Raw genomic sequence first — 26,195 nt, forward strand, 5'->3', positions numbered from 1 at the left:
GTCAGCCCGTTGCCGAAAGGAATTCGGTGACGTCCGAAGCGAACCGGGCGTGTTTGATCGCCCCGAGGTGGTCTGTCGCGGGGTAGATGATCAAGCGGGAATCAGGAATGCCGTCGGCGGTGTAGAGGAAGGAGGATTGGTCGTAGAACTCGTCGCGGTCGCCTGCGACGACCAGCGTGGGGGTCGTGATGTCGGCTAGGCGGCCGGTGAGGTCGAAGGCATCTTCGGCATGAACGAAGGCGAGGGTGTCGGCGGGGTTCTTCGGGCGAAACAGCGGGTCCGCCAGCCAGGCGGCGGCGCCGACGAGGCGCGCCTTCAGCGAAGATTCGATGCCCTGGGTCGCCATGTGGTGCAGGGACCGTTTGCCCGCGGCGGCGGCCTCCGCGTATTTCATCTGCGACACGCGCGCGGACTGGTCGAGACGGTAGGAGGAGGAAGCGATCACCAGTCGGCGTACTGCTGACGGATGGTCGGCGGCGAGTTGCAGCGCTACGGAGCCACCCGAGGAAATGCCGAGAACGTCTACGGGACCGCCGAATTCGTTGTGCAACGCTTCCGCGTGCTCCCGCGCGATATCGCCCATCGAGGTACCGGCCGCCATCCCCGGCGCGCGATTGACCGCGTACACCCGGAAGTTCCTGGCCAACGGCGCCATCGTCTTGATCTCGCTGGACCGCAGCCAGCCACGCGGATTGGCGTGGTCGGGCATGAACCACCGCAAGAACACCAGTGGACGCCCCGACCCGAACGCGAGATAGGGCATCCCGTGTTCGAGCACCCCTTCGCTGACATCCAATTCCCGTTCGAGCGCGGCCTTGCCCACGAGGTCTCCGATCCTCTCGAATGCGATAGTGCCCCAACGCTACCGAGCACGACCGACAACCACGATGACGTCAGAAGTCATACACCGTCGGTAGGCTGACGGTTCGTCGACTACAGGAGAATCCGATGGGACAAGAATCGCTGTTGCGCCGCGGTGTCGGCGCGTTCAACACCGGCGTGGTCGCCCTGACCAATGCCCCCGTCATCGGCAAGCTACTCGGCAAAGCCTTCGCCCAGATCACCTACACCGGCCGCCGCTCGGGCCGCACGTTCAGCACCCCCGTCAACTATCGCCGCTCCGGCGACGAATACCTCATCGGCGTAGCGATGCCGGACAAGAAGTCCTGGTGGCGCAACTTCCTGGACGAGGGAGCCTCTGTCACCCTGCGCATCGACGGCATCGACCACCCCGGCCACGCCATAGCCCACCGAGACGACCGCGGCCGAGTAACCGTCCGCGTCCGACCGGCGTAGTGGATCCGTCCGAGTCGCACGATCGCCCCTGAAAACGCCGAACGGCGCCGCTCCCGAAGGAGCGACGCCGTTGCGGTGTCAGCAAGTCAGAGACTCACTTGATGATCTTCGTGACGCGACCGGCACCGACGGTGCGGCCACCCTCGCGGATCGCGAAGCGCAGGCCTTCGTCCATGGCGACCGGCTGGATCAGCTTGACCAGCATCTCGGTGTTGTCGCCGGGCATGACCATCTCGGTGCCCTCGGGGAGGGTAACGACGCCGGTCACGTCCGTGGTACGGAAGTAGAACTGCGGGCGGTAGTTGTTGAAGAACGGGGTGTGGCGGCCGCCCTCGTCCTTCGACAGGATGTACGCCTGGCCCTCGAACTCCGTGTGGGGAGTCGTGGTGCCCGGCTTGACGACAACCTGGCCACGCTCGACATCTTCGCGCTTGATGCCACGAACCAGCAGGCCGACGTTGTCGCCCGCCTGGCCCTGGTCGAGCAGCTTGCGGAACATCTCGATGCCGGTGACGGTGGTCTTGGTCGACTTCTCCTTGATGCCGACGATTTCCACCTCCTCGTTCACGTTGACGATGCCGCGCTCGACACGACCGGTGACGACGGTGCCACGACCGGTGATCGTGAAGACGTCCTCAACGGGCATCAGGAACGGGAGCTCGGTCTCGCGGACCGGGTCCGGGATCGACTCGTCGACAGCGGCCATGAGCTCGACGATCGCGTCGGCCCACTTCTCGTCGCCTTCGAGGGCCTTCAGACCGGAGACACGCACGACCGGCGCGTCCTCGTCGAATTCCTGCGAGGCCAGCAGTTCGCGGACCTCCATCTCGACGAGCTCGAGGATTTCCTCGTCGTCGACCATGTCCGACTTGTTCAGCGCGACCAGGATGTAAGGCACGCCGACCTGACGGGCGAGCAGCACGTGCTCGCGAGTCTGCGGCATCGGGCCATCGGTGGCCGCGACCACCAGGATGGCGCCGTCCATCTGCGCCGCACCGGTGATCATGTTCTTGATGTAGTCCGCGTGGCCCGGGGCGTCGACGTGCGCGTAGTGGCGCTTCTCGGTCTGGTACTCGACGTGGGAGATGTTGATCGTGATACCACGAGCCTTCTCCTCCGGCGCCTTGTCGATCTGATCGAACGCGAACGCGTCGTTCAGATCCGGGAACTTGTCAGCCAGCACCTTGGTGATCGCTGCAGTCAGCGTGGTCTTGCCGTGGTCGACGTGACCGATGGTGCCGATGTTGACGTGCGGCTTCGTCCGCTCGAACTTCGCCTTCGCCACTTTTGGGTCCTCCTGGACTTGTTGGTGCGTGCATTTGCAGCAGTGCGTGTGTCATCCCCGCTGGAGGCGGGGATCGGGGGTATTACTTGACGCCCGGCACTTGCGGTCCAGTGTGCCACTGGACCGCAAGAGGGTTTTATTCGCCGGTCGCCTTGGCGATGATCTCCTTGGACACATTGGCCGGAACCTCTGCGTACTGGGCGAACACCATGGAGTAGTTCGCGCGACCCTGGGTCTTGGACCGCAGGTCACCGATGTAACCGAACATCTCCGAGAGCGGAACCAGCGCCTTGACGACACGGGCACCACTGCGTTCCTCCATGGCCTGAATCTGGCCACGGCGGGAGTTGAGGTCGCCGATCACGTCGCCCATGTATTCCTCGGGCGTGATGACCTCGACCGCCATGAGCGGCTCGAGGATCACCGGACCGGCCTTACGGGCCGCTTCCTTGAGGGCCTGCGAACCCGCGATCTTGAACGCCATTTCCGAGGAGTCGACGTCGTGGTACGCGCCGTCGAGCAGGCTGACCTTCAGGTTCACCAGCGGGTAGCCGGCGAGCACGCCGTACTGCATGGCATCCTGGGCGCCCGCGTCGACCGACGGGATGTACTCACGGGGCACGCGACCACCGGAGACCTTGTTCTCGAACTCGTAGGTCGCGCCGTCTTCGCCGACGAACGGCTCGAGGGCGATGATGACCTTCGCGAACTGGCCGGAGCCACCCGTCTGCTTCTTGTGGGTGAACTCGTGCTTTTCGACCTTCTTGGTGATGGTCTCGCGGTAGGCCACCTGCGGCTTGCCGACGTTGGCCTCGACCTTGAACTCGCGACGCATACGGTCGACGAGGATGTCGAGGTGGAGCTCGCCCATGCCGCCGATGACGGTCTGGCCGGTTTCCTGGTCGAGCTTGACCGAGAACGTCGGGTCTTCGCGCGCCAGCTTCTGGATCGCGGTGCCGAGCTTTTCCTGGTCGGACTTGGTCTTGGGCTCGATCGAGACCTCGATGACCGGATCCGGGAAGGTCATCGACTCGAGGACGACCTGGTTCTGCGCGTCGGACAGGGTGTCACCGGTGGTGGTGTCCTTCAGGCCGATGACCGCGTAGATGTGGCCTGCCGACGCCGTGGCGACCGGCATCTCCTTGTTGGAGTGCATCTGGAACAGCTTGCCCAGACGCTCCTTCTTGCCCTTGGTCGAGTTCACGACCTGGGCGCCGGAGGCGACCTGACCCGAGTACACACGCACGTAGGTGAGTTCACCGAAGAACGGGTGCACCGCGATCTTGAACGCCAGGGCCGCGAACGGCTCGTCGACGTTCGGCTTGCGGGTGATCAGCTCTTCTTCCTTGTTGGGCACGTGGCCGGTGGTGGCCTCGACGTCCAGCGGGGAAGGGAGGTAATCGATGACCGCGTCGAGCATGGGCTGAACGCCCTTGTTCTTGAACGCGGAACCGCACAGCACCGGGTACAGCTCGGAGTTGACGGTCATCTTGCGGATGGCGCCCTTGATCTCCTCGATGGTGAGATCCTCGCCACCGAAGAACTTCTCGAGCAGTGCCTCGTCGGACTCGGCGACGGTCTCGAGCAGTTCCTGACGGTACTGCTCGGCCTTCTCCTTGAGGTCGGCCGGGATCTCGACGACTTCGTACTCTTCGCCGAGCTTGGTCTCGCCCTTCCAGACCTTGGCGTTGTTCTCGACCAGGTCGACGATGCCCTCGAAGTCGTTCTCAGCGCCGATCGGCAGCTGGATCACGAGCGGACGAGCGCCGAGACGGTCCTTGATGGTCTGCACGGTGAAGTAGAAATCCGCACCGAGCTTGTCCATCTTGTTCACGAAGCAGATACGCGGCACGTCGTACTTGTCGGCCTGACGCCACACCTGCTCGGACTGGGGCTCGACACCCTCTTTGCCGTCGAACACCGCGACCGCGCCATCGAGGACGCGGAGCGAACGCTCCACCTCGACGGTGAAGTCGACGTGCCCGGGGGTGTCGATGATGTTGATCTGGTTGTCTTTCCAGAAGCAAGTGGTAGCCGCGGAGGTGATGGTGATACCACGCTCCTGCTCCTGCTCCATCCAGTCCATCGTGGCCGCGCCATCGTGAACTTCACCGATCTTGTACGTGATACCGGTGTAGAACAGGATGCGTTCGGTCGTGGTGGTCTTGCCCGCATCGATGTGGGCCATGATGCCGATGTTGCGGACCTTGTTCAGGTCGGTGAGCACGTCCTGTGCCACGAAATTCTCCCTTTTAAGTGACGGGCCGGGCTATCACCAGCGGTAGTGCGCGAAGGCCCGGTTCGACTCGGCCATCTTGTGGGTGTCCTCGCGACGCTTCACGGCGGCACCGAGGCCGTTGCTGGCATCGAGGAGCTCGTTGGCGAGACGCTCGACCATGGTCTTCTCGCGACGGGCGCGGGAGTAGCTGACCAGCCAGCGCAGCGCCAGGGTGTTGGCGCGGCCCGGACGGACCTCGACCGGCACCTGGTAGGTGGCGCCACCGACACGGCGGGGCTTCACCTCGAGGGCGGGCTTGACGTTGTCCAGCGCGCGCTTGAGGGTGACGACCGGATCGGTGCCGGTCTTCTCACGCGCCTGCTCGAGGGCACCGTAGACGATGCGCTCGGCGGTGGACTTCTTGCCGTCCATCAGGATCTTGTTGACCAGCTGAGTGACCAGCGGGGACCCGTAGACCGGGTCGTTGATCAGCGGACGCTTGGGTGCGGGGCCCTTGCGTGGCATATCAGCTCTTCTCCTTCTTGGCGCCGTAGCGGCTGCGCGCCTGCTTGCGGTTCTTCACGCCCTGGGTGTCGAGCGATCCACGGATGATCTTGTAACGGACACCAGGGAGGTCCTTCACACGACCGCCGCGAACGAGCACCATGGAGTGCTCCTGCAGGTTGTGGCCTTCACCGGGGATGTACGCCGTGACCTCGATCGCGCTGGTCAGGCGAACACGCGCGACCTTACGGAGCGCGGAGTTCGGCTTCTTGGGGGTGGTGGTGTACACGCGAGTGCACACGCCACGACGCTGCGGGCTCCCCTTCAGGGCCGCAGTCTTGGTCTTGGTGACCTTGTCGCGGCGACCCTTGCGGACCAGCTGGTTGATGGTTGGCATAGACCGGCTTTCCTTATTGGTAATTGCGCTTGGTGTGCAGTGTCTTGCAGTTCATCGAGCTTTCACCCGCACGTCAGACCACGTTTCCGTTAACCCGTGGTCGGGCGTGTCGCTGAGGCGCTCAGTGCCCTTTTCAAGGCACGTTGGAACGTATCGGCCGCTTTCGCTGGCCTACGTTCACACACGAACTTGCCCGCAGTAATCCGGGCACAGGGATCCACGATACCCGCGTGCCCGATTCGGGGTCAAAGCGGGGGGCCGCGTCAAGCCTTCTACCGGGCGAGATCCAGGGTCAGCTCGACCAATTTCTGGGCGCCCACGCACGGATCGGGGTGCGCCGAGCCGGGCCGGTAGTTGATCCACCACCCGACGACGCCGACATCGGCGGCCGGGGCGGTGACGCCGCAGGAGTCGTTGTCGCCCGGTCTGCGCACCTGCAACGCCCTGCGGCCCTGCACGGTGATGTCGCCGGAGGTGTAGCCCAACTTGTCGTTGGTGGTCTTCTCGTTGTTCAGCGTACCCATCTCGTACCAGTTGAGGCTGGCCATGGCGCCCCCGCCGGGTGCGTCCTCGATGTCCCACATGCAGACGGCACCGCTGAACGAGGCGCTCACGCTCTTGGCGTTGCCGATGATCTCGCCGATCTTGGCCGCGGCCACCACCTCGCACTCGCGCAGCAGCTTGTCGAAGTCGGTATTGATCGTCTCACCGCCGCCGCCCTTCCCCAGCGGCTGGGCAGTGCCCTCGATCTTCTGGCCGCAGCCTGCCAGCGCGAGGGTGAGCATCAGCGCCGCGGCGGCGACCTTGCCGGCGCTCACTGCAGCCGTCCCACGGTCAGCTCGGCCAGTTTCCTGGTCCGGTCGCACGGGTTGCCGCCGGTGGCGAAGATGCCGGTGGACATCGACCACTCGAAGAAGTCGTCGTCGAGTTGCACGGCGAGGTCGCAGACAGTGCCCTGCGGGTCGAGCGCCATGAAGCCGGAATGCCCGCCCACGTCGATGGTCTCCGGTGCACGGCCCACGTTGGACACCCACGCCTTCTCACGTTCGATCGGACTGCCGCGGTACGAGGCGAAAGTGACGCTGGGCGACGATAATCCGGCCGATTGCCAATTGCAGCCGGTCGCGTTCTTGTAGACCCGCGCGATCTGGCCGAGACCGGCGAGAGTGCGCACTTCGTCGTCGGTGACATGGCCGCACTCGCCCACGAAGGGACCCAGTGAGGCGACCTTCGGTGGTGGCCGGTTGGGTCCTGTCGGCGTATCGGAGTCGCCCCCCGATCCGCACGACGTCAGCATGACGACCAAGGTCATGCCGGTGATGATCGCCGAGGGGATCCGCATGGCCGCAACTGTAGTAGGTCCGCGGACCCGGTCACAGGTTGCCGCGAGCCTCCTGTTCGCGCTCGATGGCCTGAAAAAGGGCCTTGAAGTTGCCCTTTCCGAAGCCGAGTGAGCCGTGTCGCTCGATGAGTTCGAAGAAGACGGTGGGGCGATCGGTGAGGGGACGGGTGAAGATCTGCAGGAGGTAGCCGTCCTCGTCGCGGTCGACCAGGATGCCTCGGCGCTGGAGTTCGTCGACCGGTACGCGCACGGCGCCGATGCGAGCGCGCAGTTCGGGATCCTCGTAATAGGTGTCGGGTGTCGCGAGGAATTCGACGCCCTCGGCGCGCAGGGCGTCGACGGTTTCGAGGATGTCGCCGGTGGCCAGTGCGATGTGCTGGACGCCGGGGCCGCGATAGAACTCGAGATACTCGTCGATCTGAGAACGCTTGCGGCCCACCGCCGGTTCGTTGAGCGGGAACTTCACCCGGTGATTGCCGTTGGCGACGACCTTGCTCATCAGCGCGGAGTACTCGGTGGCGATGTCGTCGCCGACGAATTCGGCCATGTTCGTGAATCCCATGACGTCGCGGTAGAAGTCGACCCAGCGGTCCATCATGCCGAGTTCGACATTGCCGACCACATGGTCGATGGCCTGGAACACGCGCTTACCCGGCTCGCGGGTGGAGGTGCGCGCGATATAACCGGGGAGATAGGGACCCGCGTAGCCGGAGCGGTCGATCAGGGTGTGCCTGGTGTCGCCGTAGGTGGCCAGTGCGGCCGAGCGCACGGTGCCGAATTCGTCGGTCTCGTCGTGCGGTTCGGTGAGGACGGTCGCGCCGTGATCGCGAGCCCAGGCGATGCAGCGGTCCACGTCGGGGACCTCGAGCGCGATGTCGACGACGCCGTCGCCGTGGCGGTCGTGGTGGGCGACGAGCGGGCTGTCGGGGTCGACCGCGCCGGTGATCACGAATCGCGCTCCCCCACTGCGCAGCACGAACGACTTGTGGTCGCGATTACCGGTCTCGGGGCCCGAGTACGCCTCCAGCCGCATGCCGAACGCGGATTGCAGGAAGTGGGCGCTCTGGGTCGCGTTGCCGACGACCCAGACGAGGGCGTCCCATCCGATCACCGGAAACGGATCGACACTGTCGTCGTGCTCGATCAGCCCGACGAGCTGCTGCTCAATGGTCATGACCTAGGAAATCGCGCCGGGCCGCAGGTGGGCAACTACACCATCTTTGTCTGAGCAGGCTGGCTCGAGAAGCCACCGGATGCCCACAAATGATGGACAATTTGAATAGCAACCGGACATGGAGGTCTTCGCATGCGCACCCCTGCGAAATTGGATGAGCTCGACCTGGCGATCCTCACCGCGATGCACGAGTTCCAGAAGGCCGGAATTCTCGAACTGTCGCGGCGGACGAAGGTCGCGCGGGCGACGGTGCAGGCGCGGATCAACCGGATGGAGGAATCCGGGGTGATCGCGTCCTACGATCCGCAGATCGATGTCACCGCAGCGGGTTTCGATGTGCAGGCGTTCGTGACCCTGGAGATCGCGCAGGGCGCGCTGGATACCGTGAGCGCGGAGCTGGCGGCGATTCCGGGAGTGCTCGAGGCGTACGCGACGACCGGTTCCGGTGACGTGCTGTGCCGGATCGGGGCCGATTCCCATGCCGGTTTGCAGGCGGTGTTGTTGAGCATCGATCGGACCGGGTCGGTGGTGCGGTCGCACAGTGTGATCGTGTTGTCGACGGTGGTCGCGCATCGGACCATGCCGCTGCTGCACACCTTGACCCCGGCGGGGACCGCGAAGGCCCCCGCGTACCGCGATCACCGCTGACGGTTACTGCCGGGAGCCGACTCGGGCTGCTATTGCCTGGCGAGGCGGGTGAGCAGACCCTGCACGTGTGCCTCGGCGGCCGCGCGGGCGGACTCGGGGTGGCCGGATTCGAGGGCTTCGACGATGCGGCGGTGTTCGCGCAGGGCGACGCGGCGGTTGCGGGCCGAGCACCACAGGTCGCCGCGGTAGAGGTGGGCCTGGGCTTCCAGGCGGGCCAGTTCGTCGACGACGCACGCGTTGCCGCAGGCGTCGCGGATGAACGTGTGGAACTCCAGGTCGAGCTGGGCGTCGCGAGCGGGATCGGCGGGGTCGTCCAGATGCGCTTGCTGGGCGGTGATGATGCCGGTGAGCGTGTCGAGGTCGGCCTCGGTGAGGCGGGTGGCGGCCGCGGCGGCGGCGAGGCCGTCGAGGGCGGCGCGGACCGCCAGGACATCGCGGATGCGATCGTCGTCGACGGCGGCGACCTTCGCCCCCGCATGCGGTGCGCTGACCGCGAGACCCTCGTAGATCAGCTGCTGCACCGCTTCGCGGACGGGGCTGCGACTGACCCCGAGCTCGGTCGCCAGCGCGGGCACGCTGAGCGACTGGCCCGAGGTCAGCTCGCCGGAGAGGACCATCTGCCGGATCCGTCGATGGACAGACTGGCCGAGCAGCGAGGCTTCGGTCATCGCAGTGCCCTTTCCGTTGGTTGCGGTGATTATCCCTGGGGGCGGTAGTTCGCCTGTACCCGCTGAGTCAGGAAGTCGGCCGCGGTGACGGGCGGGTACTTGCCCGCGGGCCCCTGGATGACGGCATCGCGGTCGGCCTGGGCGAAGTAGGCGATGCTGTAGCGCTCGCCCTGGTACTCGCCCTCGCCGGGGCTGCGCACACGGTGGAAGTTCGACGGCAGCAGGTCGTCGCTCCAGCGGGTGAGCATGTCACCGATATTGCAGGTGATCAGGCTCGATGACGCAGTGATGGAGGTCCACTCCTGCTCGTGCATCTCCTTGCCGGGGCACACCTGGAGCCCGCCCTGCCCGTCGCGCTGGAAAAGCAGTGTGAGGCAGTCGAAGTCGGTGTGCGCGCCGGCCCGCCAGCGTCCGGGGACGCCGCGCAGTTCCTCGGGAACAGCGAAGTAGTGCAGCAGCCGCAGGGCGCTCTGGTAGCTCTCGGAACCGGGATCGTGTGCGGCGGTGAAGTGTTCGCGGTCGAGTCCGAGGCGGTCGGCGAAGCAGGACAGCACCCGCATCGCCACTGCCCAGGCCCGGCTCTCGAAATCGAGGACGCGGGTGCGGAATCCGGCCAGCTCGGTCTCGCTGGGCCACAGCTGGTCCATGTGCGGCCGGGTGATCTGATACGACTCCTTCTGATCGGGAACCCCGATGGACGGGCGCACCTGACTCAGGCTCTCCCAGCCCGCGTTGTTCTGCTTGACCAGGGGGTACTGCCCCTTGATCTGCTCGGGCAGGGCGAAGAAATCGGCGGTGGCGCCGAACATCTCGTCGATCAGGTCCTGCGGGATGCCATGGCCGGAGAGCTGGAAGAAGCCGATCTCGGTGGCGGCGGCCCACAGTTCGTCGGTGATCTCGGCGCGGCGGTTGTCGAAGTCGGTGAGGTCGACGACGCGGATCTCGCGGTCGGTGGTCTCCTTGCCGAGACCACCCATCTGCTTCTCACGCGAGACTTCGGACAGGTCGTAGCTGGTGGTCATGGGTGTCTCCTTAGCCGGTGACGGAAATGGCGGGGTCGAGGAATTCCTTGGTGACCAGGTCCTTCGCGGTCAGGCCGGTCGGCACGTTCGCGCCGCCCGCTCGCAGGATGGGGGCGAATTCGTCGATGATGCGCTGGACGCGGGCCTCGTCGAAACTGCCGAGCACGCCGTCGGTGTCGTTGCCGATCAGGCCGCCGTCGATGAGGGCTTTGGATCCGAATTCGGCCAGTTCGGCGCTGTAGGGATTGAGCTTGGGGTTCTGCTCGACCACATCGACGACGACGTCGTTGACGTGGCTGGGATCGGCCTTGAAGGAGGCCGTGGCCTGCTGGATCATCGGCACCAGCTTCTGCAGGCACGGACGCAGCTCGGCGAGCTTGTCGGCGCGCACGTTGACGGTGCGGGCATAACCCTCGTAGCCGACATCCTTGAGCAGCTGGTAGCCGACCGGCTTGTTCCAGGCCCGCACCTCGTGCTCGTAGGTGAAGGGTTCGGCATTGGCGAAGCCCTGCTGAGCGAAGGACGGATCGGTGACGAAGCGCGAGGGCGAGTTGTCGTAGGAGGCGTCGACCTGCTCCTTCTTCACCAGCCCGCGCGCGACCAGCCAGTCCGGGTACAGCTGGCCCTTGGAGACCACCACCGGCTTGCCGGACTTGCCGATATCGGTGATGCCCTTCCAGTCCGGGTTGGTCTTCGGGTCCCACATCAGCATCTGAGGGCTGTTGCGCAGCAGCGTGGTGACGGCGACGATCGGCTGCTGCCCCGCGGCGGCGATGGCGTGCTCGGAGTGCGCGAGACCGAGGGTGATGCTCTGGTCGACGTACATCTGCGACGGCACGGTCTGGAAGCCGATGGCCGGGCCGCCCGCGCGGATCTCCAGCTGCACGCCGGTGTCCTTACCGTCGGCGACGAGCGGGCCGGTGATCTTGTTGTTGTCGGCGTCGACTGTGTAGCCCGGGCCGAGCAGGCCGAAGATCGGGCCGGAGTCGGTTTCCGGCGCCCACTGGAGCTGGACGACCACGGTGGCCGGGCAAGCGCCCGCGAGTTGCTGTTCGGCCGGGGCCGGTTCGAGCGCGACGGCAGGGGCGTCGGAGGCGTCGCCGGAACAGGCGGACGCGGTGCCGGCCAGCAGCACCGCCAGCGCGGCGATACCTACGCGACGTAGGGGAAGTGTCTTCATGGTGATCCTTAGTTGGCGGAGTTGTGCCAGCGGCCGACGCTGACCTTCTGGATGACCGTGAACACGGTGAACACGAGCACGCCGAACAGGGCGGCCAGCAGCAGTGCGCCGATCAGATCCTCGGATTGCAAGCGGGCGCGGTAGGTGTCGAGCAGGGTGCCGATGCCGGGCTTGCCCTGCGCGAAGAACATGTCGCCGATGATGGCGCCGGTGACCGAAAGTCCCGCGGCGGTGCGCAATCCGGTCAGGGTCGAGGGCAGCGCGGCGGGCAGTTGCAGCGACCAGAGGCGGCGCAGGCGGCCCGCTCGGCCGAGGGTGAACAGCTCTTGGAGATTGCCGTCGACCGACTTGATACCGAACAGGGTCATCGCGATGATCGGATGGATCGCGATCAGCACACACACGGTGGTGCGGGCGGCGAAGCCGTAGCCCAGCCACAAGCCGATCAGCGGGACCACGGCCAGCACCGGGATCGCCTGGAGAACAACGGCGTACGGGTAGACCACGTTCTCGATCGGTTTGGCCTGACTCATCAGCACCGCGATCGCCACCCCCAGCACCGCCGAGATCAGCAGGCCGGTGATCGCGACCCTGGCGGTGACGGCCAGCGCCTCCAGCATCACCTCGAGTTTCTTCGGGTCGGCAAGGGACTCACTGAACACCACGTGCGGCGGCGGCAGCAGGAAGCGGCGGCCCTCGCTGAGGACCAGCATCGACACCGCGTACCAGGCGGCCAGCGCCAAGGTGATCGAAACAATCGGCGCTACCAGCGAACTGCCGAATTTGCGCAGGTGCGCGGTGGGCAGCTGCATCTTCGTGGCGGCGGGAACACGGGCCGCGACACTGACCATCAGGCAGCCTCTTTCAACGAGCGCGAGATGCGCGAGACGAGTTGGGTGAACGCGGGTTCGAAGCGCAGTTCGCGTTCCCGCGGGTAGGGCAGGTCGACGTCGATCACCTCGTGGATGCGGCCCGGCCGGGCCGACATCACCACCACCCGCGAGGCGAGGAATACGGCCTCGGAGACCGAGTGGGTGATGAACAGGGCGGTGAAGGCGTTGTCGCGGTAGAGGCGAAGCAGCTCCTCCTGCATGTTCAGCCTGGTCATCTCGTCGAGCGCGCCGAACGGTTCGTCCAGGAGCATCAGGCGCGGTTCCAGCGACAGCGCCCTGGCCAGCGAGACGCGCATGCGCATGCCGCCGGAGAGCTGGCTGGGCAGCTTGTTCGCGAAGTCGGCCAGGCCGACGGCTTCGATCGCCCGCTCGACCCGGTCGCGGCGCGTCTTGCGGTCGACCCCGGCCAGTTCGGCCGAGAGTTCGACATTGCGGCGAACCTTGCGCCACGGCAGCAGCGTGGCTTCCTGGAAGATGAAGCCGATCGAATTCGTGCGCACCGCAACGGCTCCCGAGCTCACCGGCTCGAGACCGGCCGCCAGGCGCAGCAGCGTCGACTTACCGCAGCCGGACGGGCCGACCACCGCGACGAATTCGCCTTCGCGGATGTCGAGGTCGACGTCGGTCAGGGCGAGTGTGCCGCCTTCGCCGCCGAAGCGCTTGCTCACACCGGCGAAGGAAACCTCCATGCCGGACAGCAGCGTCCTCGCGTCGGCGTCGTTCACCGTGTCGTAGAGCGTCACCGTGATCACCTTCTCCTGCGGTATATCGGTTTTGCGTGCAACCTTGGAATGGATTCAGTTTGATCTAGCTGAATTACATGCAATGTGTCGTTCGTTTCCGATGGATTAACAGTCATCGCATGCGGATCAGACGTCGCGCGAGATCCTGATGATCGACGCGGGTGCTGCGGCCGTCGCGGATCACGGCCTCGCCGTCGACCCACACGGTGTCGATCACGCGCGGCGACGCGGCGGTGAGCAGGGTGGCACCGGGGTCGAGAACCGGCAGGCAGGCGAAGTCGCGGTCGAAGCGAACCAGGGTGAGATCGGCGCGGTCACCCACGGCGATGCCGGTGCGCGCAGGGCGGCCGAGCACCCGGCCCGCGGCCCCGGTCGCCATCCGCAGCATCTCGTCGAAACCGAGCAGGTCGGCCTGCTTATGGGCCGCACGCTGCAGGTATGCGCCGATGCGCAGGGCCAGCAGCATGTCCTGAGTGTCGTTGCTCGCGGCGCCGTCGACACCGAGGGTGACGTCGATGCCTGCCGCGAGCATCTCCGGAACCGGGGCGACGCCGCTGCCGAGGCGCATGTTGGAAACCGGGTTGTAGGAGACGGCGACACCGCGTTCGGCGAAGACCTCGCGGCCGTGCTCGTCGAGGTTGACGCAGTGCACGGCCAAGGTGCGGTCCCAGAGGAAACCACTCGCGTCGAGGTAGTCGACGGCCGAGACACCCGCATGCAATCGGCACATGTCGTCGTCGGTGGTGGTCTCGAGTACATGTATCGACACGGTTTTGCCGGCGGCTCGGGCGTACTCGCGGGCGGCCGCCATGCCGTCGGGGGTCAGGCAACGCGGATTGGGGACCGCGAGCGCCGTCGTGATGCGGGTACCGACGAGTTGCTTGTCGAGCTCGTCGACGTGGGCGAGAGCCTCGTCGAGCGGCTGCAGGAGCCGCGGATCGAGGCCCCATTTGCGGGTGATGTCGGCGCGGTCGGCGATGCCGCGACCGAGGACCACACGGATTCCGAGCTCTCGCAGCGCGCGGATCATCGACTGGTGGATCTCGTCGGACGGGCTCGGCCACATGTGTTCGACGACCGTCGTGACGCCGCTACGCAGCAGCTCGAGGCCACCTGCCAGCGCCGAGAGATAGGTCCGTTCCGGGGTGGCGGCCACGGTGTGTTCGCCAACGCAACGCAGCCATTCCAGCAGCGGCAGGCCCTCGCCGACCCCGCGCAGAACCGCCTGCTGAAGGTGGGTGTGGGTATTGACGAAGCCCGGCAGCAGATAACCGCCACCACCGTCGAAACGGGGCAGCTCCGCGTGTTCGGGGGTGGCCCCCACGGCGATGACCACGCCGTCTTCGATCACGACTTCGCCGGGCGCCCAGCCCCGCTCGGTATAGACGGTGACATCGGTAATGACTACGGACGCGACAGAATCCATGCGCGCACCTCTTTCGGGATGCGGCTGGTTCGCTCGCCGGATTCAGCGGAGCACGTCGTCCGTTGCAGCCATGAACGTCGTGGGACCGACCCTAGGAAGCCGTTGTTGCCTCGACGTTAAAGCGACGTCACGGGCGAAGGTCGGCGCCGGGCTCGAGGATCTCGACGACCGGTTCGGATTCGGCCTCGAGGAAGGCGAGCAAGGCACCCGCTTCCGCTTCCACCTGCGCCGCTTCGGTTTTCGTCCACGGGCGGGCCGGACTGATCCGCAGGCGAGCGGTTCCGGACTTGACGAAGATCTTGTACACCCCGGCCGCGAAACCGTCGATCAGGATCGGCGAGACATTGGTGGCGAAGGCGCGCAGGGTCGGCGGGTTGTCGTCGCCGGTGATCCGCGCGCGGTCCTGGTGGGACAACAGCGCGTTGTCGTACCAGCCGAGCAGCCGGACCGGGGCGGGCAGGTCGGGATCGGCGAGTTCGAGGTCGGCCGGGTCGTAGAGGGTGCGGCCGCGGGCGTCGGTGTAGGTGCGCACCCGGTCGCCGAGTTCGGCGACGGCCTTCTTCATGGCGGGCAGGCGCGACCACGCCTGCATGTCCATCGTGCTCGCCGGGCCGAAGGCACGCAGGTAGCGCAGGATCAACTCCGATACCGGGTAGGCCGGATCGAGTGGGGCGCCCAGCCAGGGTTGAACCCGCGACCAGACCGGGCGGCTGTTGTCGCCCCAGCGGCCGCGCGGGGGTGTTTGCAGGACGGGGAGTTGATACAGCCAGGTCTGCAGGACCGCACCGGCGTCGCGGTCGGGGTAGCGGCGGGCGGCTTCGGCGCGCAGGTCAGCCGCCGACTTCGGCTCGTCACCGAGCGCCGCCTCCCCGTGCGCGCGCACTTCGTCGGGGTCGAGGCCGACCATCGCACCGTAGTTGAAACCCTGACGGAACGGGGCTTTCTCGAGCTCGGGCTGAATGTGCGGCGCGATCCGCAACGCATCCGGCGGCGTGACGAGATGAATCGTGCCGCGCATCAAGGTGATCCGCACGAGCGACCGATCATCGAGGCCCTTCGATACCGTCGCCGGATCGAAATCGGCTATCCGACTCCACAAGCCGATGAACGGCGGGGGTACGTCCTGGGCCTGCAAGCCGACCAGGTGCTCGCACATCTGGTCGGTGGTCAGCGTCGAACGCTCCAGCAGATGCTGCCGGGCCAGCAACGTCCGGTTGAGTGTTCTGTTCGACAGCTGCATTCGGTTTCCTTCGTCGACCCGCGATAACCCGCCGACAGTACCGCCGACCTGTGACAGCCGGCGCGGTCAGCGCAGCCGCACGACCACCTTGCCGGTGGCGGTCCGGTTATCCAGTGCCGCAACGGCTTCGGCGGTGCGTTCCAGCGGGTACAGCACCGGATCGGGAGCGGGGATCGCGCCCGACGCCAGCAGCGGGGCGATCTCGGCCCACTGCTCGGCGAGGTAGGTGGGATGGCTCATCACCCATTCGCCCCAGGCCGCGCCGACGACCTCGACGTTCTTGAGCAGCAGGCGGTTCACCTTCACCGTCGGGATCTCCCCCGCCGTGAAACCGACGACCAGCAGCCGGCCGCCGCCCGCCAGGGAACGGACGCTGTCGGTGAAGCGGTCGCCGCCGACCGGGTCGAGGACGATATCGACGCCACGGCCGTCCGTCAGGTCCTTCACCGCGGCGAGCCAGTCTTCGGTCAGCACCACATCGGTGGCGCCATTGGCCTTGGCCACCTGTGCTTTCGTATCCGTGCTGACCACCGCGATCACCCGGCCCGCGCCGAGCGCCCTGGCCATGCGCAGCGTGGAGGTGCCGATACCGCCCGCCGCGCCGTGTACCAGCACCGTCTCGCCCTCGACCATCCTGGCGCGCTTGGTCAGGCAGAAGTGGACGGTGAGGTCGTTGAACAGCACGCCCGCACCGGCTTCGAGAGAGACGTTGTCCGGCAGGGCGAACACCGCGTGTTCCGGCGAGACCGCCACCTCGGCGACGCCGTTGCCGAGCATGGTCAGCGCGGCCACCCGGTCACCGGGGCGCAGCGACGAACCCTCCGGCGCCTCGCGCACGACACCGGCCACCTCGCCGCCGACGACGAACGGCAAGCCCGGCTTCATCTGGTAGAGACCGCGCGTCATCAGCACGTCGGGGAAGGCGATGCCCGCCGCGTGCACGTCGATCAGCACACCGCCCGGATAGGCCACCGGCTCGGGCAAATCGACGATCTCGATCGCCGACGGTCCGTCCAACTTGCCGACCTGGGCTGCGCGCATTTCCGACACCTCTCTTGATGACATTCACCCGCGAACATAACCCGCCGGTGGGATCAGCGATGGGCGAACTCGGTGACCGGCTCGCTGGCGAGCACCGAACCGGCCTTGATGATCGTCAGACCGGAAGAGTCGAGCTGGTACTGCGTGCCGTCGGTCGGGTTGGTGACGGTGTACGCGCCACCGCCGTTCGGTACCGGATCATCGAGTTCGATCCCGGCACCGTCGCTGGCGCGTACACCCTTGTAGTAATACCGCTGGTCGCCGGTGTGACAGATGACGACACGCGATCTGGTGGTGCGGGCGATGGACATCGCGGCGTCGTTGTCGTTGCACCGCGGGCCCGCGTTCAGGAAACCTTGGCCGTCGGCGCCGGAGACACTCGATTGCAGCGGGGGGACAGTGGTCGTGATCGGCGATTGTTCTGTGGTGGGGACCGTCTGGCTGACGGTCTCGATCACCGAGGGATCGACGACGCCGGACGCGGGCGACGGCGGCACGGCCACATCGCGGCGGTCGTCGACGGTCATCATGAACCACACCCCGATACCGACCGCCGCCAACACGATCAGCGAACCCAGCGCACCGGCCAGCACCGGCGTGGCCGAATTACGTTGCGGGGGAATCGGGAGCGGTGCCGACGGATGGGTATAGCCACTCCCCCGGCCGGGACCGGTCACACCGGGTGCCGCGCGCAGGACCGTCGGTTGGTGCTCTGCTGCCCGATACGCGTCTGCGGGTTGGGGTCCGGTCACCCGGCGCGTCGGCTGCGGTCCGGCGGAATGCGGGCCGCTCACGCGATGCGTCGAATACGGTTCGCCGGATTGCGGCCCCGTGACCCGAGTGGTCGGCCCGGCGCCGGTCGCCTGCCCTCCCGGCCGGGACACCGGCCCCCTTGCCGTCACCGGTGAGTGTGAGTCGGGCGCATAGGCTGCCGAGCCGTAGATCGCCGGGGGCGATTGCGAATCACGAAACAGCGCTGCGGAATCCCGGGTAGCGGGTGACCGCGAGTCCGGCGACAGCGCCGCGGAGTCCCGCGTCGGGGGCGAATGCGAATCCGGCGAAAGAGCCGCGGAGTCGCGAGTCGGCGGTGGCTGCGAGTCGGCGGGCACGACCGCCGAGCCGCGGGTTGTCGGCGGGGAAGCGAGATCGCCGACCCGGCTCGGCGGTGTCTGCGGGCCGGTGATCTCGATCCGGGGCCCGGATACCGTGGCGGGAGTGGAGCGTTCGGCTTGGATCAGCGCCGCTCTGGCGGCCCGGGCCAGGTCGACGGGGGTCGCGTAGCGCTGGTCGGGCCGCTTGGCCATGCCCCGTTCAACGACCGGGTCGAAGGTGGTCAGCGTGGCGTCGGCCGCGCTGGGGCGCGGGGCGGGCGCCATCTGATGCGAGCCGATCGCGCCCGCGAGGCTGTTCACCGGGTACGGCACCCGGCCCACCAGGCATTCGTAGAGAACACAGGTGAGCGCGTAGGTGTCCACCGACGGCGACATCGGCACACTCTCGAACCGCTCCGGCGCCATGTACGCCATCGAGCCGACCGCGCTGCCCGCGCTGGTGAGCTGCGGGTCGGTGGCGGTGTGGGCGATGCCGAAGTCGACCAGGTAGGCGAACAGGTTGCCGGTGAGCAGGATGTTGCCCGGTTTCACGTCGCGATGGACCAAGCCGACCTCGTGCGCGGCGTCGAGCGCGAACGCGATCTGCTCGACCACCTGCACCGCCTCGACCGGCGTGAGCCTGCCGTACTGCTGCAAGCGCTCCTTGAGATCGACGCCCTTGACCAGGCGCATGTCGATGTAGAGAACACCGTCGACCTCGCCCCAGTCGTGCACCGGGATGACGTGCGGTTCCTGCACACTCGCCATAGCCTGCGATTCGCGACGGAAACGCTGCACGAAGGTGGGATCACCAGCGAGTTCACGGTTGAGCATCTTGAGGGCGACAACACGATTCTTGGACGTGTCGTATGCCTCGTAGACCTCCCCCATACCGCCGACTCCGAGAAGTCTGCGAATTTCATAGCGCCCGAACATCGAGCCCGCCATCGCTCCGCCGGCCATTACAGCAGGCTACCTGGGCGCCGATAGGTCTGTCATGTAGGACAACCCCGCTGCTGGGCCCTTGGTGACCCACACCTGGTACCGCTAGTCCCGGCTCGGCGTGAGGGTGTGATCTGCGACCCGTAAAGTCGTCTACAGAACTACGCAAGAAGTCGCGGCGCACTGGTGTGTCGCGCAAGGAGCACACGTGTCACTCGATCAGCCACTGGCCCCGCTTCCCGAGGAGGGCACGGGTTTCGCCACGGCGTGGCCCGTCCGGGCAGGCGACGTGGATCCTTATCAACGACTCCGCCTGGACGCCGTAGCGCGCTACCTGTCCGACATCGCCTGGGACGAGCTCAATCAGACCGCGCTGCACCTCACCGACCCCACCTGGATCGTGCGCCGCACTGTTATCGACGTGATCCGCCCGGTCGTGTGGCCCGATCACGTGCATCTCGAGCGCTGGTGTTCGTCGATGTCCACCCGGTGGACGAATATGCGCACGCGGATCACCAGCGAACGCGGTGGGTTGATCGAGACCGAGGGATTCTGGATCAACCTCAGCGAGTCGAGCAATCTGCCCGCCCGGATCAGCGACGACGGCCTCGCCTACCTGGCCCGATCCACCGACGAGCATCGCCTGCGCTGGCGGCCCTATCTCACCGATCCGGCGCCGCGCGAATCCGACGCCGACCTGCCGTTCCCGGTACGGGCGACCGATATCGACCAGTACAACCATGTCAACAACGCCTGCTACTGGCAGGCCGTCGAACAGTTCCTGGTCGACTTCCCGAAGCTGGTCGCCGGACCGCATCGCGCCGTGATCGAGTACGTGGCGCCGGTGCTGGCCCGCGAGCACATCACCGTGCGCGCCCGCCACGAACCGGGCGACCGGACCGGGCAGATGGTGCTACGCCTGTGGTTCGTGGTCGGCGGCGTCACCACAACCGTCGTCCGAATCATGCCGCTACCGTAATTTTGGCGGCTGGCGCCGCGTGTTCTCGGCCTGCGGCCGTTCCTGCGGCGCGGCCGGCACGGGTACCCGGCACCGCGGGTACCCGTGCCGGCTCTACACCTAGCCCTTGGCTGCTTTGAGCAGGTCGGCGCGGGTGGTGAACTTGACCCGCGGCCTGCCTGCCGCCTTGCCCGCGGTCTTCTCGGCCTGGTCGATGGTCTTCCAGCCCTTGCGGTCGACCAGATCGGGCTGGCGCTGCGCGAGCAGTGCCCGCAGGGCGGCGCGGTCGCCGGTCGGCGCGGTGAGTTTGCCCGCGATGAAGTCGGCGATCACCGCTTCGACGGTCTCCTCGGCGTCGATCCGGTTGGAGCCGATCACCCCGCGCGGGCCGCGCTTGATCCAGCCGGAGACGTAGACGCCGGGGACGGGCACGGTCGCGTCGATGACCCGGCCGTGCTCGCTCGGCACGGTGCCACGGCGCTCGTCGAAGGGCAGGCCGGCGACGGGTTCGCCGCGGTAGCCGATCGAGCGCAGCACCAGGCCGGTCTCGATGGTCTCGGTGCGATCGGTGGCGGTGGCCACCAATTGCCCGTTCTCCTCGGTCAATTCGTTGTGCGCGAACTCGATCGCGGTGACCGCGTCGGTACCGTGCACGGCGGTCGGCGCGGCGAGGTAGCGGAACACGATCCGCTTGTTCGACAGGTCGGGCGCGGCCGTCGAATACTCTTTCGCGAGCTCGTACTTCAGGCGCAACGAGGGTTCGATGTTCGGATCGTCGAGCAACGCGCGGCTGTGCGGGTCGAGTTCGATATCGGCGGGGTCGACGATCACATCGACGCCCGTGCGATGGGTGAGCGCCAGGAACTCCGGCGAGCTGTAGGCGGCTTGCAGCGGGCCTCGTCGCCCGAGGATCACCACCTCGCGGATGTTGCTGCGCCGCAGGGCGTCCAGCGCGTGGTCGGCGATGTCGGTCTTGGCGAGCTCGTCCGGGTCGCCGGTGAGCACGCGCGCCACATCGAGGGCCACGTTGCCGTTGCCGACGATCACCGCACGTTCGCCGGACAGGTCGAACTCGTGCTCGGCGAAGTCGGGGTGGCCGTTGTACCAGGCCACGAACTCGGTGGCCGAGTGGCTGCCGGGCAGGTCCTCGCCGGGGATGCCGAGCGCGCGGTCGCTCGAGGCGCCGACGGCGTAGATCACCGCGTGGTGGTGGTCGAGGAGCTCCTGGTGATCGATGTGCTCACCGACCTCGACATTGAGGTAGTACTGCAGCGTGTCGCGGCGGAACGCCGACTCGAACATCTCGGCGACGCCCTTGGTGCCCGCGTGATCGGGGGCGACGCCCGCGCGCACCAGACCCCACGGGGTCGGCAGCCGGTCGAACATCTCCACCTCGACATCGCTGCGCCGCAGCAATTCGTCGGCGGCGTAGCAGGCAGCGGGGCCCGCGCCGACGATCGCGACGCGCAGCGTGCCCAGGCTCTTGGGCGGGCGCACCGGTGTGCTCAGCGGGTCGAAGTTCGACTCGAGCGGGTGACGCTGGAAGTAGGCGGCGTTGATCTCGCGGTATCTGGACAGCGAGGCCAGCAGGTCATCTTCGGAGAAGATCGCGTCCACCGGGCACGCGTCAACGCAGGCACCGCAGTCGATGCAGGTGTCGGGGTCGATGTACAGCATCTCCGCCGTGGCGAACTCCGGTTGATCCGGAGTCGGGCGGATGCAGTCGACCGGGCATTCGGTGACGCAGCTGGCGTCGTTGCAACAACGCTGCGTGATGACGTAGGCCATAGGTGCAGATCCTCGAAATGTGTGGTCGGTGGCTCGAGACGCCCCCTATCAGGGCCCGTGGCGGGTGAACCACGAACCCATCGATGGTGACGCAGCTTTCAGTGTGCCTCGAGTGTGACTGCTACCTCACCGCTGCCCACGATTACGGTGGTCTCATGGTGGCGACCCTGATCCTGATGCGGCACGGAAAATCGGCCTATCCCGACAACGTCGACGACCACGCGCGCCCGCTGGCACCGCGTGGCGAGCGCGAAGCGGCGCTGGCCGGGGACTGGTTGCGCGCCGCCGCGCCGCCGATCGACGCGGTGCGCTGCTCGACCGCCGAGCGCACCAGACAGACCCTCGCGGCCACCGGCATCACCGCGCCCGTCGAGTACACCGACGACATCTACGACGCGAACCCGCACACCCTCATGGAACTGATCGGGCTCACCGACGACACGATCTCGACGCTGCTCATCGTCGGCCATGTGCCCGGGATTCCCTGGACCGCGTGGGAGCTGGCGGGCAACCGCGAATCCGATCAGGCGACCGAGCTCAGCCGCAAGTTCCCCACCTCGGCGCTGGCCGTGCTCGAGTTCGATCGGCCGTGGGCACAACTCGGCCCCGGAACGGGCGAACTCACGACGTTCCACGTCCCGCGCTGACCTCATTCGGTGCGGCTCACTTGAGCAGCTTGCCGCCGACGACGATGCCCACCCCCAGCAGCGCCAGGAGCACGAACGCGACGAATCCGTTCGTCAGCGCCCAGACCACGCCGAGCACGAGTACCACCGGGGCCACCGCGATAGCGGTGATCACCGGGCTCTCCTTGACCGTTTCCCAAGCCGAGCGGGCCCTGACGCGGTCGATGTCCTTACCAGCCATGTGATCCACACTACGTTTCCGTCGGACCACCGTGTCATGCTCGACCACATGGATTGGAAAATCGAACTCGTTGCCATCCCGGTCACCGATGTCGACCGGGCCAAGGATTTCTACACCAGCATCGGCTTCAACGCCGATCACGACCACACACCGTCCCCGGAGATCCGATTCGTCCAGCTCACACCGCCGGGTTCGGGGTGTTCGATCTGCATCGGCCGCGGGCTCACCAGCGCCGCACCGGGCAGCGTCGAGGGGATGCAGATGGTCGTGGCCAGCGCCGACAAGGCCTATGAACAGCTGATCGCCGCGGGTGTGGCGGCCAGCCCCGTCGAGGACATGGGCTGGGGACGGTTCACCTTCTTCGCCGACCCCGACGGCAACAAGTGGGCGATCCAGGAGCTGCCGAACTACAGCTGACTTCGCTCGCCCCCGAGGAACAGTCCTTGCTTGGAGTGCACTCCAGGTGGATACCGTCTAAGAAGTTCCACGGGAAGGGACGAGCACGATGGATCAGGACGCGGCGCTGCGCGCCGAGAGCGGCGACGACGAGCACGAACGCCCGAGGTATTCGATCGGCCAGGTGGCCGATCGCTCGGGCCTGAGCCGCGACACCCTGCGCTGGTACGAGCGGATCGGGCTGATGAGCTATGTCGGTCGCGATCACACCGGCAACCGCCGGTTCAGCGACCGCGACCTGGAGTGGCTGGCGCTGATCGCCCGGCTGCGGCTCACCGGCATGCCGGTGGCCGACATGATCCGCTACGCCGAACTGGTGCGGGCAGGCGAGCAGACCTACCCGGATCGGCTGGAGATGTTCCGGCAGACCAGATCCGACGTGCTCGACAAGATCGCGGAGCTGCAGCAGACCGTGGCCGTTCTCGACTACAAGATCGCCGTCTACGAAGGCCGATCGGATGTGGTCCGGCCCGCCACGATCACCGTGCACACGAGCGAAGGAAGCGACACATGAGCACCACCGCGACACTGCCGACCACGACTCTGGGCGCCGACGGACCGCTGATCGGCACTCAGGGGCTCGGCTGTATGGGCATCAGCGAGTTCTACGGTGATACCGACGCGGCCGAATCGCGGGCCACCCTCGACCACGCGCTCGAACTCGGCGTCACCCTGTTCGACACCGCCGACGTGTACGGATCCGGCCACAACGAGGAATTCCTCGGCGATTTCGTGCGTGCCAACCGCGAAAACCTGCTCATCGCCACGAAATTCGGCATCGTTCGCAAGGCCGACGATCCGTCCTTCCGCGGCTTCGACAACTCCCCCGCCTACATTCGCGCGTCGGTCGAGGCCAGCCTGCGCAGGCTCGGCGTCGACACGATCGACCTGTACTACATGCACCGGCGCGACCCGCGAGTCCCGATCGAGGAGACCGTCGCCGCCATGGCCGAACTCGTCGCGGCGGGCAAGGTGCGGGCGCTCGGGTTGTCCGAGGTGACCGGTGACGAGCTGCGGGCCGCGCACGCGGTGCACCCGATCGCGGCGTTGCAGTCGGAGTGGTCGCTGTTCTCCCGCGACGTGGAACGCACCGCGGTACCCGCCGCGGCCGAACTGGGTGTGGCGTTCGTTCCGTACTCGCCGCTGGGCCGCGGCTTTCTCACCGGCGCGTTCACCTCGGCGACAGAGCTGAGCGACCAGGACTTCCGCAAGTTCCAGCCCCGCTTCACCGGCGACAACGCCCAGCACAACGCCGCATTGCTCGCACCGCTGGCCGCGATCGCCGCCGCGCACGGCATCACCCAGGCCCAGGTCGCACTCGCGTGGGTACATGCGCGGGCGGATGTGCACAACCTGTCCGTGGTGCCGATTCCCGGCACCCGCAAGCGGACCAGACTGGCCGATAACGTCGCCGCGGCATCGGTACGCCTGTCTGCGGACGAACTGGCGGCAGTGGAGCCGATCGCCGAACAGGTGGCAGGCAGCCGGTACGCCGATATGACGTTCACCTCGGCAGGACGCGAATAGAGTCCCGCGACGACCGACGATCGCGCGGAATAGGCTGCGGCCGACGAATGGTTCTGGTTACCGTCACGGTCGACGCAACGACGCGCCGACCCTCAGCGCACCGCCGTCGGTGCGGAAGGAGCGTTTGCCGATGACCGAGACAGCAGAGCCACAGCGCCGCGTCGTGCGCAATGTCGAGAAGAATCGCTACGACGTGTTCTTCGACGACGAGCTCGCCGGCTTCACCGAATACATCGAGCGCGACAACGACACCGATTTCATCCACACCGAGATCGACGACGCGTTCGCGGGCAAGGGACTCGGCGGCGTACTCGCCCGCCAGGCAATCGAGGACGTGATCGCGCGCGGGCGCACCATCACCGCGCACTGCCCGTTCATTCGCGGCTGGCTGGACAAGCACCCCGAGTACGACGCGCACGTGGTGGGCAAGGGCATCGCCGGATGAGCGACCTGGAGATCGACCCGGACGAGGCGCTGTGTGAGCCGTCGCCGCGTCCGGGTCCGATCGCCGAGTTGTATCCGGCCAGGGAGGTCCCGCTCGGCGGGGTGCGCGGGGTGTACGTGGAACGCACACTGCCGCAACGGGATCTGCCCACCGTCGGCGCATGGTGTTTCCTCGACCGGTTCGGTTCGGCCACCGCGACCGAGGCCGGCGCCTCCCCCGACATCCTGCCCCACCCCCACATCGGCTTGCAGACGGTGACCTGGCCGCTCGACGGCCGCATCCGGCATCGCGATTCGGTGGGCTCCGACGTCGAGATCGCGCCGGGACAGCTGAATCTGATGACCTCCGGTCGCGGCATCGCGCATTCGGAGTTCGGCGTGCCCGGCGCGGAAGCGGGCCACGGCCTCCAGCTGTGGATCGCGCTGCCCGGCACCGCCACCGGCATCGACCCGCATTTCGAGCAGCATCGCGAACTGCCGAGCTACGCGGCGCCAGGACTGCGCGCCACCGTGCTGATCGGCGCCCTGGGCGGTGTCGCCTCACCAGCGAAGGCCTACACGCCGATCGTCGGGGCCGACATTGTGCTCGACCCCGGCGCCGAGGTGTCGCTCCCGCTGGACCGCGCGTTCGAGCACGCCGTGCTGGTGATCCAGGGCGCGGTGACGATCGACGGCACCGAACTCACCCCGGGCCCGCTGCTGTATCTGGGCACCGACCGCACCGAATTGCGCCTGTCCAGCACCGACGGAGCGCATTTCGCGCTGGTCGGCGGCGAACCCTTCGCCGAGGAGCTGGTGATGTGGTGGAACTTCGTCGCCCGCAGTCACGAGGAGATCATCGATGCGCGGCAGGCGTGGGAAGCCCGCGATACCAGCCGTTTTCCGTTGGTCGTCGGCCACACCCCCGAGGAGCGGATACCCGCTCCGCCGCTACCGCCGTTGCGCTTGAAGCCACGCAAACGAGCGACCGGCTGCACTCACCTCTGACGCGGCGCCGAGGCCGCATCGCCCTCGCTGTCCGGAATCAGCCTGCGGCGAAACAGGC

The 26,195-nt window shown here is 66.9% G+C and carries 28 protein-coding genes; 9 read left to right on the forward strand and 19 right to left on the reverse strand.

Going from position 1 to position 26,195, the window contains the following annotated elements; all coding sequences use genetic code 11:
- Position 1: 1 nt before the first annotated feature.
- A complete protein-coding gene (locus ACFQ9R_RS14040; RefSeq protein WP_378990901.1) occupies positions 2–823 on the reverse strand; it encodes an alpha/beta fold hydrolase in 822 nt (273 codons plus the stop codon).
- A gap of 125 nt (positions 824–948) precedes the next feature.
- Here ACFQ9R_RS14040 and ACFQ9R_RS14045 point away from each other — a divergent pair, with 125 nt between their 5' ends.
- Positions 949–1,296 (forward strand): nitroreductase/quinone reductase family protein, encoded by a 348-nt coding sequence (locus tag ACFQ9R_RS14045; RefSeq protein WP_378990903.1) that lies wholly within the window; start codon positions 949–951, stop codon positions 1,294–1,296.
- Between the two features lie 94 nt (positions 1,297–1,390).
- Here ACFQ9R_RS14045 and tuf read toward each other — a convergent pair whose 3' ends face one another.
- The 7 genes from tuf to hppD all read right to left on the reverse strand — a co-directional run bounded on the left by tuf (position 1,391) and on the right by hppD (position 8,216).
- Positions 1,391–2,581 carry an elongation factor Tu gene (tuf, locus tag ACFQ9R_RS14050; protein ID WP_378990905.1) on the reverse strand — a complete coding sequence of 397 codons (1,191 nt, stop codon included), beginning with the start codon at positions 2,579–2,581 and terminating at the stop codon, positions 1,391–1,393.
- A gap of 136 nt (positions 2,582–2,717) precedes the next feature.
- The gene (fusA, locus tag ACFQ9R_RS14055; RefSeq protein ID WP_056814212.1) at positions 2,718–4,820 is read right to left on the reverse strand and encodes an elongation factor G; all 2,103 of its coding nucleotides are present in this window, start codon (positions 4,818–4,820) and stop codon (positions 2,718–2,720) included.
- A 33-nt stretch (positions 4,821–4,853) separates the two neighbouring features.
- On the reverse strand, positions 4,854–5,324 hold the full coding sequence (rpsG, locus tag ACFQ9R_RS14060) for a 30S ribosomal protein S7 (RefSeq protein ID WP_056814216.1): 471 nt from the start codon (positions 5,322–5,324) through the stop codon (positions 4,854–4,856).
- A 1-nt stretch (position 5,325) separates the two neighbouring features.
- Positions 5,326–5,700 (reverse strand): 30S ribosomal protein S12, encoded by a 375-nt coding sequence (rpsL, locus tag ACFQ9R_RS14065; RefSeq protein WP_056814220.1) that lies wholly within the window; start codon positions 5,698–5,700, stop codon positions 5,326–5,328.
- 272 nt (positions 5,701–5,972) lie between these two features.
- Positions 5,973–6,518 carry a DUF3558 domain-containing protein gene (locus ACFQ9R_RS14070; RefSeq protein WP_378990908.1) on the reverse strand — a complete coding sequence of 182 codons (546 nt, stop codon included), beginning with the start codon at positions 6,516–6,518 and terminating at the stop codon, positions 5,973–5,975.
- Positions 6,515–7,042 (reverse strand): DUF3558 domain-containing protein, encoded by a 528-nt coding sequence (locus ACFQ9R_RS14075; RefSeq protein ID WP_378990909.1) that lies wholly within the window; start codon positions 7,040–7,042, stop codon positions 6,515–6,517. The genes ACFQ9R_RS14070 and ACFQ9R_RS14075 overlap by 4 nt, the downstream gene beginning before the upstream one ends.
- Positions 7,043–7,073: 31 nt before the next feature.
- A complete protein-coding gene (gene hppD / locus ACFQ9R_RS14080; protein WP_378990910.1) occupies positions 7,074–8,216 on the reverse strand; it encodes a 4-hydroxyphenylpyruvate dioxygenase in 1,143 nt (380 codons plus the stop codon).
- 132 nt (positions 8,217–8,348) lie between these two features.
- Here hppD and ACFQ9R_RS14085 point away from each other — a divergent pair, with 132 nt between their 5' ends.
- Positions 8,349–8,864, forward strand: a complete 516-nt coding sequence (locus ACFQ9R_RS14085) for an Lrp/AsnC ligand binding domain-containing protein (RefSeq protein WP_364408533.1) — start codon at positions 8,349–8,351, stop codon at positions 8,862–8,864.
- Positions 8,865–8,893: 29 nt separating this feature from the next.
- Here the strand turns inward: ACFQ9R_RS14085 and ACFQ9R_RS14090 are convergent, their stop codons facing one another.
- From ACFQ9R_RS14090 to ACFQ9R_RS14130, 9 genes are all read right to left on the reverse strand, one after another.
- Complete coding sequence (locus tag ACFQ9R_RS14090; protein WP_378990912.1) at positions 8,894–9,532, reverse strand: GntR family transcriptional regulator; 639 nt, start codon at positions 9,530–9,532, stop codon at positions 8,894–8,896.
- Between the two features lie 29 nt (positions 9,533–9,561).
- Positions 9,562–10,554 carry an isopenicillin N synthase family dioxygenase gene (locus ACFQ9R_RS14095; RefSeq protein ID WP_378990914.1) on the reverse strand — a complete coding sequence of 331 codons (993 nt, stop codon included), beginning with the start codon at positions 10,552–10,554 and terminating at the stop codon, positions 9,562–9,564.
- Between the two features lie 10 nt (positions 10,555–10,564).
- Positions 10,565–11,734, reverse strand: a complete 1,170-nt coding sequence (locus ACFQ9R_RS14100) for an ABC transporter substrate-binding protein (RefSeq protein ID WP_378990916.1) — start codon at positions 11,732–11,734, stop codon at positions 10,565–10,567.
- Between the two features lie 8 nt (positions 11,735–11,742).
- The gene (locus tag ACFQ9R_RS14105; protein ID WP_378990918.1) at positions 11,743–12,585 is read right to left on the reverse strand and encodes an ABC transporter permease; all 843 of its coding nucleotides are present in this window, start codon (positions 12,583–12,585) and stop codon (positions 11,743–11,745) included.
- On the reverse strand, positions 12,585–13,370 hold the full coding sequence (locus ACFQ9R_RS14110; RefSeq protein WP_378658633.1) for an ABC transporter ATP-binding protein: 786 nt from the start codon (positions 13,368–13,370) through the stop codon (positions 12,585–12,587). Before ACFQ9R_RS14110 ends, ACFQ9R_RS14105 begins: the two co-directional genes overlap by 1 nt.
- 112 nt (positions 13,371–13,482) lie before the next feature.
- Positions 13,483–14,796 (reverse strand): amidohydrolase family protein, encoded by a 1,314-nt coding sequence (locus ACFQ9R_RS14115; protein ID WP_378990920.1) that lies wholly within the window; start codon positions 14,794–14,796, stop codon positions 13,483–13,485.
- 127 nt (positions 14,797–14,923) lie between these two features.
- Positions 14,924–16,036, reverse strand: a complete 1,113-nt coding sequence (locus ACFQ9R_RS14120) for a winged helix DNA-binding domain-containing protein (protein WP_378990921.1) — start codon at positions 16,034–16,036, stop codon at positions 14,924–14,926.
- Positions 16,037–16,102: 66 nt separating this feature from the next.
- Positions 16,103–17,077 carry an NADPH:quinone oxidoreductase family protein gene (locus ACFQ9R_RS14125; protein WP_378990922.1) on the reverse strand — a complete coding sequence of 325 codons (975 nt, stop codon included), beginning with the start codon at positions 17,075–17,077 and terminating at the stop codon, positions 16,103–16,105.
- A gap of 53 nt (positions 17,078–17,130) precedes the next feature.
- Complete coding sequence (locus tag ACFQ9R_RS14130; RefSeq protein ID WP_378990923.1) at positions 17,131–19,131, reverse strand: protein kinase; 2,001 nt, start codon at positions 19,129–19,131, stop codon at positions 17,131–17,133.
- Between the two features lie 187 nt (positions 19,132–19,318).
- Here ACFQ9R_RS14130 and ACFQ9R_RS14135 point away from each other — a divergent pair, with 187 nt between their 5' ends.
- Positions 19,319–20,089, forward strand: coding sequence for an acyl-[acyl-carrier-protein] thioesterase (locus ACFQ9R_RS14135; RefSeq protein ID WP_378634320.1), 771 nt, complete (start codon positions 19,319–19,321; stop codon positions 20,087–20,089).
- Between the two features lie 99 nt (positions 20,090–20,188).
- Here ACFQ9R_RS14135 and ACFQ9R_RS14140 read toward each other — a convergent pair whose 3' ends face one another.
- Positions 20,189–21,856, reverse strand: a complete 1,668-nt coding sequence (locus ACFQ9R_RS14140; RefSeq protein ID WP_378990925.1) for an FAD-dependent oxidoreductase — start codon at positions 21,854–21,856, stop codon at positions 20,189–20,191.
- A 155-nt stretch (positions 21,857–22,011) separates the two neighbouring features.
- Between ACFQ9R_RS14140 and ACFQ9R_RS14145 the strand changes: the two genes are divergently transcribed.
- Positions 22,012–22,503, forward strand: a complete 492-nt coding sequence (locus ACFQ9R_RS14145; RefSeq protein ID WP_378634316.1) for a SixA phosphatase family protein — start codon at positions 22,012–22,014, stop codon at positions 22,501–22,503.
- Positions 22,504–22,519: 16 nt separating this feature from the next.
- On the opposite strand, the gene ACFQ9R_RS14150 is transcribed toward ACFQ9R_RS14145, so the two are convergent.
- Positions 22,520–22,723 (reverse strand): hypothetical protein, encoded by a 204-nt coding sequence (locus ACFQ9R_RS14150; protein ID WP_062988972.1) that lies wholly within the window; start codon positions 22,721–22,723, stop codon positions 22,520–22,522.
- A 48-nt stretch (positions 22,724–22,771) separates the two neighbouring features.
- On the opposite strand from ACFQ9R_RS14150, the gene ACFQ9R_RS14155 reads away from it, so the two are divergent.
- From ACFQ9R_RS14155 to ACFQ9R_RS14175, 5 genes are all read left to right on the forward strand, one after another.
- Positions 22,772–23,140 (forward strand): VOC family protein, encoded by a 369-nt coding sequence (locus ACFQ9R_RS14155; protein ID WP_378990926.1) that lies wholly within the window; start codon positions 22,772–22,774, stop codon positions 23,138–23,140.
- A gap of 88 nt (positions 23,141–23,228) precedes the next feature.
- Positions 23,229–23,693: a MerR family transcriptional regulator gene (locus ACFQ9R_RS14160; protein WP_378990927.1), complete on the forward strand. Its 465-nt coding sequence runs from the start codon at positions 23,229–23,231 to the stop codon at positions 23,691–23,693.
- Positions 23,690–24,706 carry an aldo/keto reductase gene (locus ACFQ9R_RS14165; protein ID WP_378990928.1) on the forward strand — a complete coding sequence of 339 codons (1,017 nt, stop codon included), beginning with the start codon at positions 23,690–23,692 and terminating at the stop codon, positions 24,704–24,706. Before ACFQ9R_RS14160 ends, ACFQ9R_RS14165 begins: the two co-directional genes overlap by 4 nt.
- Before the next feature lie 130 nt (positions 24,707–24,836).
- Positions 24,837–25,151: a GNAT family N-acetyltransferase gene (locus ACFQ9R_RS14170; protein WP_378990930.1), complete on the forward strand. Its 315-nt coding sequence runs from the start codon at positions 24,837–24,839 to the stop codon at positions 25,149–25,151.
- Entirely contained in the window at positions 25,148–26,137 is a 990-nt protein-coding gene (locus ACFQ9R_RS14175; protein WP_378990931.1) for a pirin family protein, read from the forward strand. Before ACFQ9R_RS14170 ends, ACFQ9R_RS14175 begins: the two co-directional genes overlap by 4 nt.
- Positions 26,138–26,195: the final 58 nt, after the last annotated feature.

The organism is Nocardia sp. NPDC056541 (assembly GCF_042794235.1).
Taxonomy (GTDB): Bacteria; Actinomycetota; Actinomycetes; order Mycobacteriales; family Mycobacteriaceae; genus Nocardia.

Bases quoted from the DNA above. Each gene is read 5' to 3' on its own strand.
- ACFQ9R_RS14175 (WP_378990931.1), top strand. From the start codon at position 25,148: ATGAGCGACCTGGAGATCGACCCGGACGAGGCGCTGTGTGAGCCGTCG.
- ACFQ9R_RS14155 (WP_378990926.1), top strand. From the start codon at position 22,772: ATGGATTGGAAAATCGAACTCGTTGCCATCCCGGTCACCGATGTCGAC.
- ACFQ9R_RS14090 (WP_378990912.1), bottom strand. From the start codon at position 9,532: ATGACCGAAGCCTCGCTGCTCGGCCAGTCTGTCCATCGACGGATCCGG.
- rpsG (WP_056814216.1), bottom strand. From the start codon at position 5,324: ATGCCACGCAAGGGCCCCGCACCCAAGCGTCCGCTGATCAACGACCCG.
- ACFQ9R_RS14125 (WP_378990922.1), bottom strand. From the start codon at position 17,077: ATGCGCGCAGCCCAGGTCGGCAAGTTGGACGGACCGTCGGCGATCGAG.
- rpsL (WP_056814220.1), bottom strand. From the start codon at position 5,700: ATGCCAACCATCAACCAGCTGGTCCGCAAGGGTCGCCGCGACAAGGTC.
- ACFQ9R_RS14120 (WP_378990921.1), bottom strand. From the start codon at position 16,036: ATGCAGCTGTCGAACAGAACACTCAACCGGACGTTGCTGGCCCGGCAG.
- ACFQ9R_RS14150 (WP_062988972.1), bottom strand. From the start codon at position 22,723: ATGGCTGGTAAGGACATCGACCGCGTCAGGGCCCGCTCGGCTTGGGAA.
- ACFQ9R_RS14095 (WP_378990914.1), bottom strand. From the start codon at position 10,554: ATGACCACCAGCTACGACCTGTCCGAAGTCTCGCGTGAGAAGCAGATG.
- ACFQ9R_RS14130 (WP_378990923.1), bottom strand. From the start codon at position 19,131: ATGGCCGGCGGAGCGATGGCGGGCTCGATGTTCGGGCGCTATGAAATT.
- ACFQ9R_RS14045 (WP_378990903.1), top strand. From the start codon at position 949: ATGGGACAAGAATCGCTGTTGCGCCGCGGTGTCGGCGCGTTCAACACC.
- ACFQ9R_RS14160 (WP_378990927.1), top strand. From the start codon at position 23,229: ATGGATCAGGACGCGGCGCTGCGCGCCGAGAGCGGCGACGACGAGCAC.
- ACFQ9R_RS14140 (WP_378990925.1), bottom strand. From the start codon at position 21,856: ATGGCCTACGTCATCACGCAGCGTTGTTGCAACGACGCCAGCTGCGTC.
- ACFQ9R_RS14165 (WP_378990928.1), top strand. From the start codon at position 23,690: ATGAGCACCACCGCGACACTGCCGACCACGACTCTGGGCGCCGACGGA.
- hppD (WP_378990910.1), bottom strand. From the start codon at position 8,216: ATGACCATTGAGCAGCAGCTCGTCGGGCTGATCGAGCACGACGACAGT.
- ACFQ9R_RS14100 (WP_378990916.1), bottom strand. From the start codon at position 11,734: ATGAAGACACTTCCCCTACGTCGCGTAGGTATCGCCGCGCTGGCGGTG.
- ACFQ9R_RS14075 (WP_378990909.1), bottom strand. From the start codon at position 7,042: ATGCGGATCCCCTCGGCGATCATCACCGGCATGACCTTGGTCGTCATG.
- ACFQ9R_RS14170 (WP_378990930.1), top strand. From the start codon at position 24,837: ATGACCGAGACAGCAGAGCCACAGCGCCGCGTCGTGCGCAATGTCGAG.
- ACFQ9R_RS14145 (WP_378634316.1), top strand. From the start codon at position 22,012: ATGGTGGCGACCCTGATCCTGATGCGGCACGGAAAATCGGCCTATCCC.
- ACFQ9R_RS14115 (WP_378990920.1), bottom strand. From the start codon at position 14,796: ATGGATTCTGTCGCGTCCGTAGTCATTACCGATGTCACCGTCTATACC.
- ACFQ9R_RS14105 (WP_378990918.1), bottom strand. From the start codon at position 12,585: ATGGTCAGTGTCGCGGCCCGTGTTCCCGCCGCCACGAAGATGCAGCTG.
- ACFQ9R_RS14085 (WP_364408533.1), top strand. From the start codon at position 8,349: ATGCGCACCCCTGCGAAATTGGATGAGCTCGACCTGGCGATCCTCACC.